The 16,813-nt window shown below is 53.2% G+C and carries 16 protein-coding genes; 6 read left to right on the plus strand and 10 right to left on the minus strand.

Annotated features, from left to right (window positions below; translation table 11 throughout):
• Positions 1–141 precede the first annotated feature (141 nt).
• Positions 142–1,062: a Kdo(2)-lipid IV(A) acyltransferase gene (locus tag AAGQ96_RS07670; RefSeq protein ID WP_147196836.1), complete on the minus strand. Its 921-nt coding sequence runs from the start codon at positions 1,060–1,062 to the stop codon at positions 142–144.
• A 156-nt stretch (positions 1,063–1,218) separates the two neighbouring features.
• Positions 1,219–2,313: an NADH:flavin oxidoreductase/NADH oxidase gene (locus tag AAGQ96_RS07675; RefSeq protein ID WP_147196838.1), complete on the minus strand. Its 1,095-nt coding sequence runs from the start codon at positions 2,311–2,313 to the stop codon at positions 1,219–1,221.
• A gap of 139 nt (positions 2,314–2,452) precedes the next feature.
• Between AAGQ96_RS07675 and AAGQ96_RS07680 the strand changes: the two genes are divergently transcribed.
• Both AAGQ96_RS07680 and proP read left to right on the plus strand, forming a co-directional pair.
• Positions 2,453–3,505 (plus strand): rhodanese-related sulfurtransferase, encoded by a 1,053-nt coding sequence (locus tag AAGQ96_RS07680; protein WP_147196840.1) that lies wholly within the window; start codon positions 2,453–2,455, stop codon positions 3,503–3,505.
• A gap of 392 nt (positions 3,506–3,897) precedes the next feature.
• Positions 3,898–5,370 (plus strand): glycine betaine/L-proline transporter ProP, encoded by a 1,473-nt coding sequence (proP, locus tag AAGQ96_RS07685; RefSeq protein ID WP_147196842.1) that lies wholly within the window; start codon positions 3,898–3,900, stop codon positions 5,368–5,370.
• An 85-nt stretch (positions 5,371–5,455) separates the two neighbouring features.
• Here the strand turns inward: proP and solA are convergent, their stop codons facing one another.
• The 7 genes from solA to grxB all read right to left on the minus strand — a co-directional run bounded on the left by solA (position 5,456) and on the right by grxB (position 10,514).
• Positions 5,456–6,571: an N-methyl-L-tryptophan oxidase gene (solA, locus tag AAGQ96_RS07690; RefSeq protein ID WP_147196844.1), complete on the minus strand. Its 1,116-nt coding sequence runs from the start codon at positions 6,569–6,571 to the stop codon at positions 5,456–5,458.
• Between the two features lie 103 nt (positions 6,572–6,674).
• Positions 6,675–6,929 carry a biofilm formation regulator BssS gene (gene bssS, locus AAGQ96_RS07695; protein WP_147196846.1) on the minus strand — a complete coding sequence of 85 codons (255 nt, stop codon included), beginning with the start codon at positions 6,927–6,929 and terminating at the stop codon, positions 6,675–6,677.
• 238 nt (positions 6,930–7,167) lie between these two features.
• A complete protein-coding gene (locus tag AAGQ96_RS07700; RefSeq protein WP_147196848.1) occupies positions 7,168–7,413 on the minus strand; it encodes a hypothetical protein in 246 nt (81 codons plus the stop codon).
• Between the two features lie 200 nt (positions 7,414–7,613).
• Positions 7,614–7,859, minus strand: a complete 246-nt coding sequence (gene dinI / locus AAGQ96_RS07705; RefSeq protein WP_147196850.1) for a DNA damage-inducible protein I — start codon at positions 7,857–7,859, stop codon at positions 7,614–7,616.
• Between the two features lie 88 nt (positions 7,860–7,947).
• A complete protein-coding gene (pyrC, locus tag AAGQ96_RS07710) occupies positions 7,948–8,994 on the minus strand; it encodes a dihydroorotase (RefSeq protein WP_342755195.1) in 1,047 nt (348 codons plus the stop codon).
• A gap of 149 nt (positions 8,995–9,143) precedes the next feature.
• The gene (locus AAGQ96_RS07715; protein WP_147196854.1) at positions 9,144–9,707 is read right to left on the minus strand and encodes a lipoprotein; all 564 of its coding nucleotides are present in this window, start codon (positions 9,705–9,707) and stop codon (positions 9,144–9,146) included.
• 159 nt (positions 9,708–9,866) lie between these two features.
• The gene (gene grxB, locus AAGQ96_RS07720) at positions 9,867–10,514 is read right to left on the minus strand and encodes a glutaredoxin 2 (protein ID WP_342755196.1); all 648 of its coding nucleotides are present in this window, start codon (positions 10,512–10,514) and stop codon (positions 9,867–9,869) included.
• 230 nt (positions 10,515–10,744) lie between these two features.
• Between grxB and rimJ the strand changes: the two genes are divergently transcribed.
• From rimJ to murJ, 4 genes are all read left to right on the plus strand, one after another.
• Positions 10,745–11,341 (plus strand): ribosomal protein S5-alanine N-acetyltransferase, encoded by a 597-nt coding sequence (rimJ, locus tag AAGQ96_RS07725; protein WP_342755197.1) that lies wholly within the window; start codon positions 10,745–10,747, stop codon positions 11,339–11,341.
• A complete protein-coding gene (locus tag AAGQ96_RS07730) occupies positions 11,341–11,982 on the plus strand; it encodes a DUF480 domain-containing protein (RefSeq protein ID WP_147196860.1) in 642 nt (213 codons plus the stop codon). The genes rimJ and AAGQ96_RS07730 overlap by 1 nt, the downstream gene beginning before the upstream one ends.
• 2 nt (positions 11,983–11,984) lie before the next feature.
• Entirely contained in the window at positions 11,985–12,908 is a 924-nt protein-coding gene (locus AAGQ96_RS07735; protein ID WP_342755198.1) for a Gfo/Idh/MocA family oxidoreductase, read from the plus strand.
• Between the two features lie 127 nt (positions 12,909–13,035).
• Positions 13,036–14,574, plus strand: a complete 1,539-nt coding sequence (gene murJ, locus AAGQ96_RS07740; protein WP_147196865.1) for a murein biosynthesis integral membrane protein MurJ — start codon at positions 13,036–13,038, stop codon at positions 14,572–14,574.
• Positions 14,575–14,712: 138 nt separating this feature from the next.
• Here the strand turns inward: murJ and AAGQ96_RS07745 are convergent, their stop codons facing one another.
• The gene (locus AAGQ96_RS07745) at positions 14,713–15,945 is read right to left on the minus strand and encodes an alpha/beta hydrolase-fold protein (protein WP_342755199.1); all 1,233 of its coding nucleotides are present in this window, start codon (positions 15,943–15,945) and stop codon (positions 14,713–14,715) included.
• Positions 15,946–16,813 lie beyond the last annotated feature (868 nt).

Here is a 16,813-nt window from a genome sequence, read left to right on the forward strand (position 1 = left end):
GACCTCTCTGGAAGGTTATTGTTAGCACACTAATTATGCGCTTTTAATAATCCACTGAACAGAAAATAGCAGAGAAAAAGCAGGGTATTGACGGGAGGTTTAGCTTTCCGGCAGGCCGCTGGCAGCCTGCCAAAAAGTCGATTAATAGAGTGAAGGTTCGCCAGAAGGGCGGGTCTTAAAGCGGCGATGCAGCCACATGTATTGCTCGGGTGCCATCAGCACGCCATTCTCCACCACTTTATTCATCCGGGCGGCGGTAGCGGCTTCATCATCCAGCGGCACGGCTTCTTCGGCGGGCAGGATAACCATCTCATAGCCCCGGCCGTGCGGTAAGCGACGCGGAACAAAAGGGATCACCGCAGGCTGTCCACTGCGGATCAGCAGGTAACTGCCTTTGGTCGACGCGGCTTTTTCAACCCCAAAAAAGGGCACAAACACGCTACTTTTAGGACCGTAATCATGATCCGGCGCATACCAGATAATATCGCCGTTTTTCAGCGCGCGGATCATCCCTTTTAGATCTTTGCGATCCAGCATGCTTTTGTTAGATCGCATCCGGCCCCAGGTTTGCAGCCAGTCGAGCAGAGCATTATCGTTCGGACGGTAAACGCCGATACCGGGATTGTGGATGCCGAAAATTCGCGCGCCCAGTTCCAGCGTCAGAAAATGCATCCCGATCAGCAGTACGCCTTTCCCTTCCTGATGCGCCTTATCAATATGCTCCAGGCCGCTCACGTGGAACCACTTGCTGATCCGCCAGTCGGGCCAGAACCAGGCCATGCCGGTCTCAATCAATCCCATGCCGACGGATTCAAAATTACGTACTACCATCGCTTCGCGCTCTGCTTCCGGCATGTCAGGAAAGCAAAGCTCCAGATTGCGGCGGGCAATTTCAACGCGACTGCGAATAAACCGCATCGATAAACGGCCCAGCCCGCAGCCCAGCCGATAAAGTAACGGATAAGGCAACAGAACCAGCAGGTAAAGTAAGCCGATACCTAACCAGGTAAACCAATAACGGGGATGCAACAATGCACGCGTAAATTGAGGCAGCTGAGTCATAAGTTTCCAGACCGTAAAAAAAGGGCACCATTATGCTGCCCCGAATTTATAATTTATGGCCTATTGTGCCATTTTTAGCGGCTAACTGAAATAATGCGTTGTCTTTCAGACGGTTTATGACGCCAACAAAAGGATTGCTGGCGTCGGCAGGGTACTTTACGCGTTAAATAAGCCTTTTACTTCGTGAGGCTCGCAGCGCCAGTATTGCTCTGGCGCATCGACTTTGGCCCCCAGTTTTGCCGCGGCATGCCACGGCCAGCGTGGATCGTAGAGCATACCGCGCGCCAGGGCGACCATATCCGCCTGCTGTTCCACCAGCACCGCTTCTGCCTGTTCAGGTTCGGTAATCAGACCCACGGCAATCACCGGAATGGCGACGGCTTTTTTAATTCCGGCTGCAAAAGGCACCTGATAGTTAGGGCCGACGGCAATTTTCTGCTCTGGCGACAGGCCACCGCTGGAAACGTGAATATAAGCGCAACCTTCCTTCTCAAGGGCTTTGCTTAAGGCGATCGACTGCTCCAGATCCCAGCCGCCTTCAACCCAATCCGTTGCCGAAATACGCACGCCAACCGGTTTGTTTGCTGGGAAGACCCGGCGAACCTCGCGGAAAATCTCCAGCGTCAGACGCAGACGGTTTTCCAGCGAACCGCCATACTGGTCTTCACGCTTATTAGAAAGCGGCGAGAGGAACTGATGCAGCAAATAGCCATGTGCGGCGTGAACCTCAATCAGATCCAGACCCAGACGATCGGCCCGAATCGCGCTGTCAATAAACTGCTGTTTGATCTCTTCAATGCGCGCGGTGGTCAACGCCAGCGGCGCATTGTCGCCGTCGTTAAACGGCACGGCAGAAGGCGCTGAGGTTTGCCAGCCGCCCTGTTCAGGCTGCAAAAATCCGCCGCCCTGCCATGGCACATCGGTTGAGGCTTTACGGCCAGCATGCGCCAGCTGAATTCCAACGGGCATTTTGGAATAGTGGCGGACGTCTTTTAATACGTCACCCAGTGCCTGTTCGGTTTCGTCGTTCCACAGCCCTAAATCCTGCGGGGTTATCCGCCCGGCCGCTTCAACAGCGGCGGCTTCCACAATCAGCAGGCCAGCGCCAGAGAGGGCCAGATGCCCCAAATGGATACGATGCCACGCGGTCGCTTTACCATGATCGGCAGAATACTGGCACATTGGCGCAATGGCGATGCGGTTTTTCAGCGTTAGCTTACCCAGTTGGATTGGGCTGAAAAGTTGACTCATAGTTGCTCTCCGGTGTGAATCATTACGACATGCAAAAAGCTAACTATAGGCGGGATTTGTTTATGTCGTTGGTCCGCGTATGCTTTTCGGGTATGATAGCGCCCGCAAAATTTCTCTCTTGAACGCAGGAACGTACACCATGCCAGTGTTACATAACCTTGTATCCAATGAAGAACTGAAGGCGCGGATGTTGGCCGAGACCGAACCGCGTACCACAGTCTCTTTCTATAAGTATTTCACCATTAACGATCCTAAGGCCTTTCGCGATGCGCTTTACCTGGCGTTTACCCGTCTGAAAGTGTTTGGGCGCGTTTACGTTGCTCACGAAGGTATCAACGCGCAAATCAGCGTGCCGGCCAGCCAGTACGAAGCGATGAAAGCGATGCTGTATGCTTTCGATCCGGCACTGGACAACCTGCGAATGAACATTGCGCTGGATGATGACGGCAAATCCTTCTGGGTGCTGCGTCTGAAAGTGCGTGAGCGTATCGTTGCCGACGGCATCACTGATGAAAGCTTTGATGCCAGCGACGTGGGCGGCTATCTGAAAGCGGATGAAGTCAACGCCATGCTGGACGATCCGGAAGCGATCTTTGTTGATATGCGTAACCACTACGAATATGAAGTGGGCCATTTTGACCAGGCGCTGGAGATCCCGGCTGACACCTTCCGCGATCAGCTGCCAATGGCGGTTGATATGCTGCAAGACAGTAAAGACAAAAAGATCGTGATGTATTGCACCGGGGGGATTCGCTGCGAAAAAGCCAGCGCCTGGATGCGTCACAATGGTTTTGAAAACGTCTGGCACGTGGAAGGCGGCATCATTGAGTATGCCCGTCGCGCCCGTGAGCAAGGGTTACCGGTTCGCTTTAAGGGCAAAAACTTTGTCTTTGATGAGCGTATGGGCGAACGTATCTCTGATGATGTGATTGCACAGTGTCACCAGTGCGGTACCGCTTGCGACACGCACGTGAACTGCCTGAACGACGGCTGCCATCTGTTATTTATTCAGTGTCAAAGCTGTGCGGAGAAATACCATAACTGTTGCAGCCCAATCTGTATGGAAGAGTTAGCGCTTAGCCCGGAAGAGCAGCGCGCGCGCCGTGCGGGCCGTGAAAATGGTAATAAAATATTCAATAAGTCCCGTGGTTTACTGAATATGACGCTGAAAATCCCTGGGCCGGATAACTGATTTTCAGGGCCGTTCTGCTGGCCCAAAAGCGTTCTGCTCTGTTCTGTCAGTCATCTGCTGGCAGGGCAGAGCCTCTCCTGATTAGCGCTAAAACCTTGCGCCACATCGCGTGCCACGCAGGCTGCCGGCCCTCTCAATCGTTTTAAAATCGATTCGCCTTCATCAATTAGCACATAACTCACAAGAAACGCCCAATTACAGCGATTCCTGTCACAAACTTGAAAAAGCAAAGAACGTCGTATAGAGTAAATTACCGTAAAGAGACGTCATTACGCGTTTTACTTCCGATTTTTCGCTGCTTTATAGCTTTCATTCCCTTCTCTCGATTACGCGCTACACCGGCAACGAAAGCTATGATGCTGCTCTATTCATTCTGTCACTAAGGGGACTGCATGAGCGCTCAATCCGAACAAAAGCCAAAGAAGCATTTCTGGCAAAAAAAGCCGAAAGAGCTGGCTTTCGAAGATATCACCATCGTTGATAAAGACATGCTGAAGCGTGCCGTTGGCGCGGCCGCGCTGGGCAACGCCATGGAATGGTTCGACTTTGGTGTTTACAGCTATTTAGCCGTTACGCTGGGTAAAGTCTTTTTCCCGGGCGGCAACGCGGCGGCTCAGCTGCTGGCGACCTTTGGCGCTTTTGCTGCCGCCTTCCTGGTTCGTCCGGTTGGCGGCCTGGTCTTTGGCCCGTTGGGTGATAAGATCGGCCGCCAAAAAGTGCTGGCGATTACCATGATTATGATGTCGATCGGGACCTTCTGTATTGGTCTTATCCCCAGCTACGACAGCATCGGTATTCTGGCGCCGATTCTGCTGCTGGTGGCGCGTCTGGTACAGGGCTTCTCAACCGGTGGTGAATACGGCGGTGCGGCAACCTTTATTGCCGAATATTCCACTGATAACCGTCGCGGCTTTATGGGCAGCTTCCTGGAGTTCGGTACGCTGGGCGGTTATCTGCTGGGCGCCGGGTTAGTCACCATTATGACGGCGGCAATGCCGGCGGAAACGCTGCTGGACTGGGGCTGGCGTGTTCCCTTCTTCATTGCCGCACCGCTGGGGCTGTTTGGTCTCTACGTTCGTTTAAAACTGGAAGAAACGCCAGCTTTCCAAAAACATATGGAAAAACAGGACGCGCTGGAGCACAGCAAGCCGCGCCTGACGCTGCTGCAAATGTTAAGCAAGTACCGCGCGCAGATGCTGAAATGTATCGGCCTGGTGCTGCTGTTTAACGTTTCCAACTACATGCTGACCTCTTACATGCCAAGCTACCTGACCGGTATTTTAGGTCTTAGCGAGATGAGCAGCCTGCTACTGGTTCTGGTGGTGATGTTTGTGATGATGCCGCTGACGCTGTTTTCAGGACACTGGACCGACCGTCTGGGTCGCCGTCCGGTTATTCTTGGCGGGGCGATTGGCCTGATCGTACTGGCGGTACCTTGCCTGATGCTGATTGGTTCGGGAAATATGCTGCTGGTGTTCCTCGGCCTGATTATTCTGGGCGTGCTGCATACCTGCTTTAGCGGAACCATGCCCGCTACGCTGCCTGCACTGTTTGCGACCGATATCCGTTACAGCGCGCTGGCAATCGGCTTCAACCTTTCCGTGTCGCTGTTTGGGGGCACTACGCCGCTGATTACCACCTGGCTGGTGGATACCACGCATAACCTGCTGATGCCAGCTTATTACCTGATGGGTGCGGGTGCGATTGGCGTGCTGACTGTCTTCACCATGCGTGAAACGGCACGTAAACCCCTTTCCGGTTCCGCACCGGCAGTGGCCAGCGAAGCGGAAGCGCATAAGCTGATTAAGAAACTGCGCCTGCGTCAGCAGCAGAAGAAAGAAGCGGCCGCATTAGCCGCAAAATAATTTCTGGTAAATTAACTGGAAATTAACAGCACCATTTAAAATAGTGCTGTAAGTAAAAAAGACGGCCCGTTCAGGCCGTCTTTTTTTATTTAAAGCGGGATAAAGAGAAGGGCGATAAGTCAAATTGCGCTGTTTTATTCTGCGCAAATAGCGCGGCTATTTCGCCCAGCACCGTAGCGAATTTAAAACCGTGACCGCTTAAGCCGGTAATAATAAGTCGCTGTGGCGAGCCGGGAAGCGTATCAATGATAAAGTCTTCATCCGTCGTATTATCATAAGTACAGGCTTCACCGCGCAGACAAACGCCCACGCCGGGTAAAAACTGCCGTATAAAGCCAAACAGTTCGCTGCCGTCTTCGGCAACATTACCAAATGGCTTACGCTGTTCGGGCGCGGTAATGGGCTGTCCGCCGTCGTGTTTGCCTATTTTTATCGCGTTATTTTCTGCCGGGAAACCGTAGTAGTGCGAGCCGTCGGGCGTTTCCACGGTAAAAGCCGGAAACTGATTGTTTTCGCTGTAGCGTCCATCGGCCTGATGCCAGGCGAACACTTTGCGCACGGGCGTAACGGGCAGCGTGGGCAGCAGCGTTTTCACCCAGGTTCCCGCGCTCAACAACAGCTTATGGCCACGGTAGATGCCATCGTCGGTATGCACCAGTTGCAGGCCATCGCGCTCCTCAAGCGCGTTCACCGCACAATTAAAGAGCTGCGCGCAACCCGCTTCGCAGGCAAGCCGAATCAGCTGGCGAACGGCTTCTTCCGATTTCAGATAGCCAGAGTTGGGTTCGAAAACCCCCGTATAGCCTTCAGGAACAGCCAGTTGCGGCCAGCGCCGATTGATGTCCTCACCGTTCAGTATCTCAACCGGTAGGTTGAATTGCTCTGCGCTCTGGCGAACATTATGTATAAATTCTGAGGAAACAGGCGCAAGATTGATAACGCCGCTGCGCTGCATAATGCGCTCGCCACACTGTTTTTCCAGCTCGTCCCACAGCTGCTGTGCTCTGAGCACCAGTGGCACATAGCGTGATCCTTCACCGTAAGCATGGCGGATTAGCCGTGATTCACCATGATGGCTGCCTTCCCGATGCGGTGGATGCGCCCGGTCAATCATCAGTACACGCAGGCCGGCCTGGGTTGCATACCAGCCAGCGGCTGCGCCGACCGAACCGCTACCCACTATTATTAAGTCATATACCATCAGCGCCTTGCTCCTCTGTGAAATTGCCTGTCGCAGGATAGCAAAATGCGGCAGAAATGAAAAAGGCACCCCATGGGGTGCCTTCAGGCTAACGCGTTCAGAATTAATGCTTTTTGTAGTCGCGGTCCTGATAGTCAGTCGCTTCGATTTTCGCTATGCCAGCTTCAAGAATGGAAATGAATTGCCTGGCGACGTCGGTAGTCAACCAATAGGTCTGGCCAACCTCAGCTTCTTCTGTTTGCTGTTCGTTTGACGAAAGCGAATGTAGACGGATCATCATGGCATCGTAGCTGTCTACGGTACTGATATCCCACCCAATGAGGGGATGTGTCTGGATAACCTCTTTGTTCCTGTCCATTATAACCCCCTTATTACTCGTGTTAACGATGACAACGAAGTGATTTATCGAGGTTCAATGCGGCCTTTTTATTCATAGAGCAGGATAATTATAACATAATCTGCAATTCGTACAGAATGAAATTTTGTTCAGGGCCAAAACCCTCTATTTAAGCGGCAGCAAGCTTAACGGCAAAAAAAAATATCTTCATGCCCGTCAAGCTTCTGTCAAAAATAACATAGGGTCGATCAATAAATAGTCAGGTGATATTTTTTTCAAGCGCGTCAGCCAGCTCGGTGTAGTGCTGTTGAATATAGTCATCATATTCCTGATTAAGCGCTTGTTGACGGAGTTGCTGGATTAGCAATTGCGACGTATGGGCATCCAGACATAAAGAGAGGGAAGAAAAGGCGTTTTCCAGCACGCTAAGACGGCGTTGCTGCCCGGCTATCAGCGTCAGTAGTTCACCAAAAGTCATCGCTTCTTCGGGGTTTTCAGCCTGCATAGTTACTCCTCACCTGGGTCGCTAAACGAATCAGATCAGTCTACAACCTGCGGGCGATTCCGGCGAGTGCGGTCAGAAGCAAAGATAAAAAAAACCGGGCGGCGAAGCCCGGCAAAAAACGGAAAGTGAAAGCTCAGCGCCACCAGACCGCTGAACGTCACAATATCAACGCGTTCAGTCGGGCGGGCATTGAGCAGAAATTAGTCGGTGATAAACCAGTCGTCGGCGCTTTCCCAGGTTTCCTGGAGAATATCGGTGATTTGATCTTTGGCTTCTTTACCGCCGCCCATCACCGTCAGGTTGTTGGCACCAGCATAGCGTACAGAAACGCTGTTGGACGTTTCAGGAAAATGTTTATCGATACGCTTGCTGAGCTCTGCCGATAACGCATCAATTGCGCCAGCAGGAAGGGATGTGGTTTTTGCTACAGTGACTTCAATACGCATAAAAGCCTCCGAAAGAATTACTGTGAATATATACAGTAAGACCGGCGAAGGCAAATTATTTAATCAGCAATATTTAAAGTACAGCGGCTTAAAGTTCAACACGCCAGTTCAGCGTTTCACCCGCCAGGAACGGCACCAGCGTGTCATTACCCAGCGCAATGCTCTCCGGAACGGTCCACGGCTGGCGCACCAGTTTTATCCTGCCTTCATTCAGCGGCAGACCGTAGAAACGCGGGCCGTTTTCTGAACAGAACGCTTCAAAGTGCTGTAGCGCATCCATTTCTTCAAAGACGGTTGCATACGCAGGCAGAGAAGACGGCGCGTTAAAGACGCCAGCACAGCCGCAGCTTGCCTCTTTACGGTGACGTAAATGCGGCGCCGTATCCGTGCCGAGGAAGAAACGATCATGGCCAGAGGCAATTACCTTGCGCAACGCGTCCTGATGCACGTTTCGCTTCAGGATCGGCAGGCAGTAAAGGTGCGGACGAACGCCGCCAACCAGCATATGGTTGCGGTTAAACATCAGGTGCTGCGGGGTGATGGTTGCGCCAAGGAAACGATTGCCTTCCTGCACGTAAGCGGCCGCTTCTTTGGTGGTGATATGCTCAAACACCACTTTCAGCTCGGGATACTGTTTACGCAGTGGTTCCATTACCGTTTCGATAAAGCGCGCTTCACGGTCAAAAATATCAATATGCACGTCGGTGACTTCGCCGTGGATCAGCAGTGGCATCCCGATTTTCTGCATCCGCTCCAGCACCGTAGCAATGGCGGCAATATTCGTGACGCCATGGCTGGAGTTGGTCGTGGCATGCGCAGGATAAAGCTTCGCGGCGGTAAAGACGCCAGCGCTGAAGCCTTTTTCCACTTCATCCGCATCCAGGGAGTCAGTCAGGTAGCAGGTCATCAGCGGTTGAAACTGATGGCCAGCTGGGGTGGCGGCCAGAATGCGTTCGCGGTAGGCGAGGGCAGCGGCAACGCTGGTTACGGGCGGTACCAGATTAGGCATGACTATCGCGCGACCTGAAACCTCGCTGGTAAACGGCAGCACGGTTTGCAGCATTTCATCGTCACGCAGATGAATATGCCAGTCGTCAGGACGGCGGATAAGCAATTGCTGGGGTAAGGCGGTCATAAACAGGCTCCGGCAGAAATGAAATCAGGTCGATTTGGCCGGGTACCAAGCATAAGGATAAAGAAAGCGCTTTGCACCTGCTTTCACGCATTTTTAAAAAATAACGCTCCCCGGCGGTAAATGGCGGGGAGCGTTGGATTTGCATGGCGTTATTCGGTGAACGGGATCACCAGCTCGCCCGGTTTGACTTCCAGTCCTTTGGCAAAGCGTTTCGCCAGCGATTCCGCTTTGCTGCGGTCGGTACTGAGCACGTAGGCCGGGCGCTGATTAAAGTAATCTTTCAGCGACTGATTCAGGTAAGGCGTCAGGGTATTTAGCACGCCCTGCATCTTTTCTGGCTGAACCTGCACGTCGGTCAGCTGCATATCCTTCAAAAAGACCGCGCCCTTATCTTTATCAAATACCGGCTGCGCCTTCATGGTCAGCTGCATATCGGCCTGCTGAGGGCCAAACAGCGAGGTGATATTTACTTTCGCATGGCCGGATAACGTCACCTTATTAGGCTCTTCGCGGCCAATCTGACTTTTTAGATCGGTCAGCACAATATGTGCGTCGGCCAGTCCGGCCACGCCAATCTGCTTTTCATAATTATTGTGTTTTTGCAGCGCCTGGTTTACTTCCTGTTCGCTAATGGTGTACTGCGTCAGCTGATTACAGCCGGCCAGCAAAACGGCCAGCAGCAGGGCGCTCAGCCCCAAAAAAAACCTTTTCATAATGTCCTCTATGTGATGATTCAACAAACCCTTTTTGTGATGCCAAGCTTGCCCGACATCGGGGTTGATGTCACCAGAAGAGCGGTAAAGAGAAGGGGAATTATGTGTCGAAATAAAGCGAGCCCGGCAGAAACCGGGCTCGTCATCGGGCAGGAACGATCAGGCCGCGACGGAAGAGAGCAGGTTAATCTGCGTCTGTTTCGCCATATTATCGCGATAGTCAGCAACGCGGCCTGGATATTCCACCCCGGCCACCAGCGTCAGGGAGCGCAGCACCGGAAACAGATGAATATCATCGAGCGACAGCTCGCCGTTCACCGCATTGGGCTTCACAATCAGCTTATCGAGCTTGCGCAGATCGTCGTTAACATTTTTGATAAAGCCTTCAGAGTGCTGTTTCAGCTCTTCAAAGCTGCCCGCATTGGCTTCCTTTTTGTTGCGGAAGTAACTGCGAGCTTCCGGCGTGGCGAATTCGGCAAAAGGCGCAGCGGCAATCCTCGGCAGCAGCAGCTTATTCAAATAGCCGTTGATATGACGCAGCCAGTCGGTGATGGCCGGATTGGTTTTGCCGGTCAGCAGCGGTTCACCATCGCTTTTGTCAACATACTGCACAATGTCCAGACTCTCCGGCATGCAGCTGCCATCTTCTTTCATCAGGATCGGGGCCATTTTCTGGCCGATCAGCTTGGTAGGTGTCGCTTCGTCATCGTTCAGCATCACGACCAGTTCAACAGGCAGATTCTTCAGACCAAAAATCATTCGGGCTTTCACACAGAATGGGCAGTGATCGTAAATAAATAGTTTCAAGAACGCCTCCTTACAGCGATAAAGCTGATGGCAGTTGCCATCAATCTTCTGAATGTATTAAGGAAGTATGGAAGAGATTGACGATTTCTGAAATATTATCCGCATTATTTTCCCCAGTTGTGCGCGGGCGGTTATAGTGAAATGACGCAGGCTCTGTGAAGGATCGGCGGTAAATCGACCTTTAACCGGAGCCGCAAAATTTTTGACTCAGGCCAGATTCAGGAGAAAAGATGTTTGGCTATCGTTCCGCAGCCTCAAAAGTACGCCTGACCACCGACAGGTTAGTGATACGACTGGTTCACGAGCGTGATGCCTGGCGTCTGGCTGATTATTACGCAGAAAACCGCGCTTTTTTAAAGCCGTGGGAACCGATCCGCGATGAAAGCCACTGCTATCCGTCAGGCTGGCAGGCGAGGCTCGGCCTGATCGCTGATATGCACAGGCAGGGCAATGCTTACTATTTTGCGGTGATGGATCCTGATGAGAACGAAGTGCGTGGCGTGGCGAATTTCAGCAATGTCGTGCGCGGCTCGTTTCATGCCTGCTATCTGGGATATTCGCTCGGCGAAAAGTGGCAGGGGCAGGGAATGATGTTTGAGGCGCTGCAATCGGCGATCCGCTATATGCAGCGTCAGCAGCGTATTCACCGTATTATGGCAAACTACATGCCGCATAATCAGCGCAGCGGCAACTTACTGGCGCGGCTCGGTTTTGAAAAAGAGGGCTACGCCCGCGATTATCTGCTCATTGACGGCCGCTGGCAGGATCATGTGCTGACCGCGCTCACCGCCAAAGAGTGGACACCCGAACGACGTGGATCCCTGTAATGAAAATTCTTCTTTCGCCCGTTGAGGCACGCATCATTGGCTGCCTGCTGGAAAAGCAGGTCACAACGCCCGATCAATATCCTATGTCACTCAATGGCGTTGTCACCGCCAGCAACCAGAAATCCAACCGCGAGCCGGTTTTATCGTTAAGCGACAGCGCCGTACAGGACGCGCTGGACAGGCTGGCGAAAAAACATCTGGTGACTACGCAAAGCGGGTTCGGTAATCGCGTGGTGAAATATGAGCACCGTTTCTGCAACAGTGAATTTGGTCAGCTGAAGCTGTCGCCCGCTGAGTTTTCCCTGATTGCTACCTTGCTGCTGCGCGGCGCGCAAACGCCGGGCGAGCTTCGTACCCGCAGCGGTCGGTTACATGAATTTGCCGATATGACCGAGGTCGAAAAAACGCTGGAAGGATTAGCTTCGCGCGAGGATGGCCCTTTTGTGGTCAGGCTGGCGCGCGAGCCGGGCAAGCGTGAAAGCCGTTATATGCATCTGTTCAGCGGTGATGTGGATGAAGCCGCGTTTCCTGCTGAGGTGAGCGGCGAGGAGAGCAGTGAACTGAGTGAAAGGGTTGCGGCGCTGGAGCAGCAGGTGGCAGAAATGCAGCAGCAGCTGGCACGGTTGCTGGAAGGAGTCTGACGATGACGGCATTACGGATAGGCATTGTCGGTCTGGGCAGCATCGCCCAAAAAGCCTGGCTGCCGGTGCTTACACAAACGGCGGGCTGGCAGATTGCCGGGGCTTTTTCCCCTAATCAACAAAAAGCCCGGACGGTTTGCGACAGCTATCGCATTCCGCTGTTTTCCTCGCTGGATCAGCTGATTGACGCCAGCGATGCGCTGTTCGTTCATACCTCAACTGCCAGTCATTTCAGCATTGTCAGGCAGATTCTGCTGGCGGGAAAAGATGTCTGCGTCGATAAACCGCTGGCGGCAACGCTGGCCGAGGCGGAACAGCTGACCGAACTGGCCCACCGCCGGGGACGCAGGCTGATGGTGGCGTTTAATCGCCGCTTTGCGCCACGCTATTTGCAACTTAAGGCGGCAGCCGGGAGCCTTGCCTCGCTGCGTATGGATAAGCATCGCTGTGACAGCGTGGGGCCGCACGATCTGTTTTTCACCCTGCTTGATGATTATCTACATGTCGTGGATACCGCACTGTGGCTCAGCGGCGGCAAAGGACGGCTACAAAGCGGTACGCTGCTCACCAATGAGGTGGGTGAAATGCTGTATGCCGAACACCACTTCAGCGAGGCCAGCCTGCAAATCACCACCAGCATGCACCGTCGTGCCGGAACGCAGCGTGAAACGGTGACGGCGATTGCCGACGGCAGCGTCTGGCAGGTGGATGATATGCGGGATTTGCGTCAGGAAACGGCGGGCAAGGTCATTATTGATGCCGTCCCCGGCTGGCAAAGTACGCTGGAGCAGCGAGGCTTTGTCGGTGCGGCTCACCATTTCATCGACTGCGTAAAAAATCAGACTATGCCGCAAACGTCAGGCGAAGCGGCACTGCTGGCGCAGCGCATTGTGGAAAAGCTCTGGCGCGACAGCGATCGGGAATAATGCTGTAACAATCGGGTGTGGTTATTTCATTTCATATCAGTAGACTATGCCGGTTCCTGCACCGCCACTGACGGCTATCAGGCGATAACCGTGGCCCGCGCCACCTCATAGCATACTCAGGAAGACCATGAACCTGTTGAAATCACTGGCAGCGGTCAGCTCTATGACCCTGTTTTCTCGCGTGCTGGGCTTTGCACGCGACGCCATTGTGGCGAGAGTTTTTGGCGCAGGGATGGCCACCGATGCCTTCTTTGTCGCCTTCAAATTGCCTAACCTGTTACGTCGTATTTTTGCCGAAGGCGCCTTTTCCCAGGCCTTTGTGCCGATCCTCGCCGAGTACAAAAGCAAGCAGGGCGAAGAAGCCACGCGCGTTTTTATCGCTTACGTATCGGGCCTGCTGACGCTGGCGCTGGCGATCATCACCGTTCTTGGCATGTTTGCCGCGCCCTGGGTCATTTTGGTCACTGCGCCAGGTTTTGCGGATACCGCGGATAAATTTGCGCTCACCTCAGCGCTGCTGCGCGTGACCTTTCCTTATATTCTGCTGATCTCGCTGGCTTCACTGGTGGGCGCGATCCTCAATACCTGGAACCGTTTTTCCGTTCCGGCGTTTGCACCTACGCTGCTTAATATCAGCATGATTGGCTTTGCGCTGTTTGCCGCACCCCATTTCCATCCGCCGGTCATGGCGCTGGCCTGGGCCGTGGTGGCCGGTGGCGTATTGCAGCTGGGCTATCAGCTACCGCACTTGAAAAAAATCGGGATGCTGGTTCTGCCTCGTCTGAACCTGAAAGATGCTGGCGTATGGCGGGTGATGCGTCAGATGGGCCCGGCGATTCTTGGCGTGTCGGTCAGCCAGATTTCATTGATCATCAATACCATTTTCGCCTCTTTCCTCGTCTCCGGCTCGGTCTCCTGGATGTACTATGCGGATCGCCTGATGGAGTTTCCGTCCGGCGTGCTGGGTGTGGCGCTGGGAACCATTCTGCTGCCGTCGCTGGCGAAAAGCTTTGCCAGTGGCAATCATGAAGAATATAACCGCCTGATGGACTGGGGTCTGCGCCTTTGCTTCGTGCTGGCGCTACCGAGCGCCGTCGCGCTGGGAATTTTGGCAAAGCCGCTCACGGTGGCGCTGTTCCAGTACGGGAAATTTACCGCGTTCGATGCCTCAATGACGCAGCGCGCGCTGGTGGCTTATTCCGTCGGGCTGATGGGGCTGATCGTGGTGAAAATCCTGGCGCCGGGCTTCTATTCACGTCAGGACATCAAAACGCCGGTGAAAATCGCCATTATTACCCTGCTGATGACGCAGCTAATGAATCTGGCGTTTATCGGTCCGCTGAAGCACGCGGGACTTTCGCTTTCCATTGGTCTGGCGGCCTGCCTTAACGCTTCGCTGCTTTACTGGCAGCTGCGTAAACAGAAAATTTTCCAGCCTCAGCCTGGCTGGTTCAGTTTCCTGCTGCGTTTGATTTTTGCCGTCGTGGCGATGGCGGCGGCGCTGGTTGGCGCGCTGTGGCTGATGCCTGACTGGGCGCAGGGCAATATGCTGGAACGCCTGCTGCGACTGGCTGCGGTGTGTGCGGCCGGTGGTGGCGTTTATTTTGCCGTACTGGCCATCCTGGGATTCCGCGTCCGGGACTTCGCACGAACCACGGCGATATAATGAGCAGTAAGCTATACGGCGGCGGCGATCTTATCCACAAAAACAGGGGATAAGTTATGTACAACTGGTGCTAAACCGGTACATATATCGTCAGTGCGTCTGCCTCCGGAGGAGAACAGGCGCACCGTCAGCCGCTTTTTACAGCGTGGCGAGTCCATCGATAAGCGCGCCTCGCCACCATGCCATATCATGGCCGCCTGTATAGAGTTTCAGATCGCTATCCACGCCCGCTGCCAGTAAGCGTTGATGCAGCTGCTGCACATGCGGAACGGTTGTCCCTTCCAGCGTCCCCACGCACAACGCGATCCGCACTGCCTTTGGCGGTGTCGAAAGCACCTGCTCGCTCACCCAGGAAGCCGCGCTTGCCGTGAACATAAACGGACGTTTCTCTTTATCCGGCGACCACCACATGGAAGGAGAGTGGCTGAGCACGCAGCCGAAGATGTCCGGTGCACAGAGGGCGGCCATGAGTGCGGTTACGCCGCCCAGACTTTGTCCACACAGTACGGTTTGCGAACGGCCGGCCCAGGTTCTGTCGGGGTGATCTTCGCGAGCCTGAGGCACCAGCCGCCGGGCGATATCAATCACCAGCTGGCTCTCGCCGCCCAGGATGGCCGCGCGATCGGCCTGATCAAGATTATCGATGCCGAGTATCGCCATCGGGCCAATACGGCCGGTGTTTATCGCCACGTCGATAGCACTTGTCACGCCGACATGGTCGAACCATTTTTCGGCATCGGGCAATACCAGTAATCCCAACGGCGTTGATTTGGGCAGGTCGGGAAGGTAGAGACGAACGCGGCGCGGTTTACCGGCGACAACAGGGTACGAGGTGATAAGTTTACCCTGGCAGGCAGCGGTCATGCCCCATTCGCGTTGCTCAGGAGCCTGATCCAGGGCCAGCACGGATTCCGTTCCTCCTCCCACGTTAATACCCGGCATGTTATTCAGCGGATCGGCCTGACCGGTAAACGGCGGGCGGCGAGTACCAAAGTGCGCCAGCTGCCCGGATGACGTGCCCGGCGGAATTTCAGTAAGGGTGTATGAGCCGCAGTAGCTGGCCGGCAAGCGCAGCGTCAGCGTCCAGATGTTGTCTGCTACGTGAGTCATGTATCCCAGCGCGGCATGGTCTTTATCAGTAACACGATTCAGGAAGAGATAGACACCCTGTAGCGGCTTATCCGCGCGCCACAAAAAAGTCACATCGCGCTGGTCGTCATACTCTTCAACCCTGGTCACCAAAGGCAACCCAACAGATTCAACGTCGTGCCAGAACCGGGAGAGATCCGGCAAGGCGCGTGCAGTCAGCTGTGCGAATATCCGTTCTGTAACACCGTTATCACGGGGCGTGGAGAGCGAGCTGTTCCTCATTTTGGTATTCCCTGAAAGAGATAAGGTGATAAGCACGGCCAAGGTAAATTAACCGTGTTGTTATTTTAGAATGGTCGTAATTCGGTGTCACGTTAAAAAAAACAGACGAAAGTCTCAATATAAATTTATCAGTGAATTATCTGATTTGTTAAATTTAGTAGATGCAGGAAATAAAGGGTTATAAAAATTGAGTAGAATTACGAAATATAAGGTTTTAAGTGCACCTATTAACGCTGGATTAATGAGTTATTGAAATTAGATGAATGACGAAATAAAAGGTTATATGGATTTAGTAGTAGCAGGAAACGAATGGTTTTTTAAATTTAGTAGTCACAAGAAACGAAGGGCTATTGCTATGAGTTGCAAATGAGAATTATTTATAAAAATTTACATTACTTCTAAATTTGTGTTAGCGTTATAAACAGAGTCCTCCGAGGAAGGCTCCAGGTAAATAGCAAACTCAGTGATTTTCAACGGCATCGTTTCATCAGCGGGCGCTGGAACATCACTCTGCTGAGCTATTGTCGGACGAAACTATTTCTCTTGTTGGCTTCTGTATTACAGACAGAAACGATGCTCTGTTCCATATAGTTTATCCTGCGCATTCTGCTAAGAATGTGGCGCTCCCGGTCGCCTCTATTTTGCGATTAGGGAATAATGACAATCTGTTTTGTGGCGTTATTCCGAAATGCTGGCGGCTTGAACGTTATTATTTATTTTGGGAGAGGGGAGTCTGTATTCAACAGCGGCTTCGCAACAACAACGATTAGTTTGCGTCAGGTACGGTTACTGAGTCTTAAATAATGCGCCCCCTGTTTATTTTGCGGGGACTCAGTGCCGGTTAGCTGATTAGCCTGACCCGAGATTT

This window comes from Pantoea sp. MBD-2R (genome assembly GCF_039134845.1).
In the GTDB taxonomy this organism is placed as follows: Bacteria; Pseudomonadota; Gammaproteobacteria; order Enterobacterales; family Enterobacteriaceae; genus Erwinia.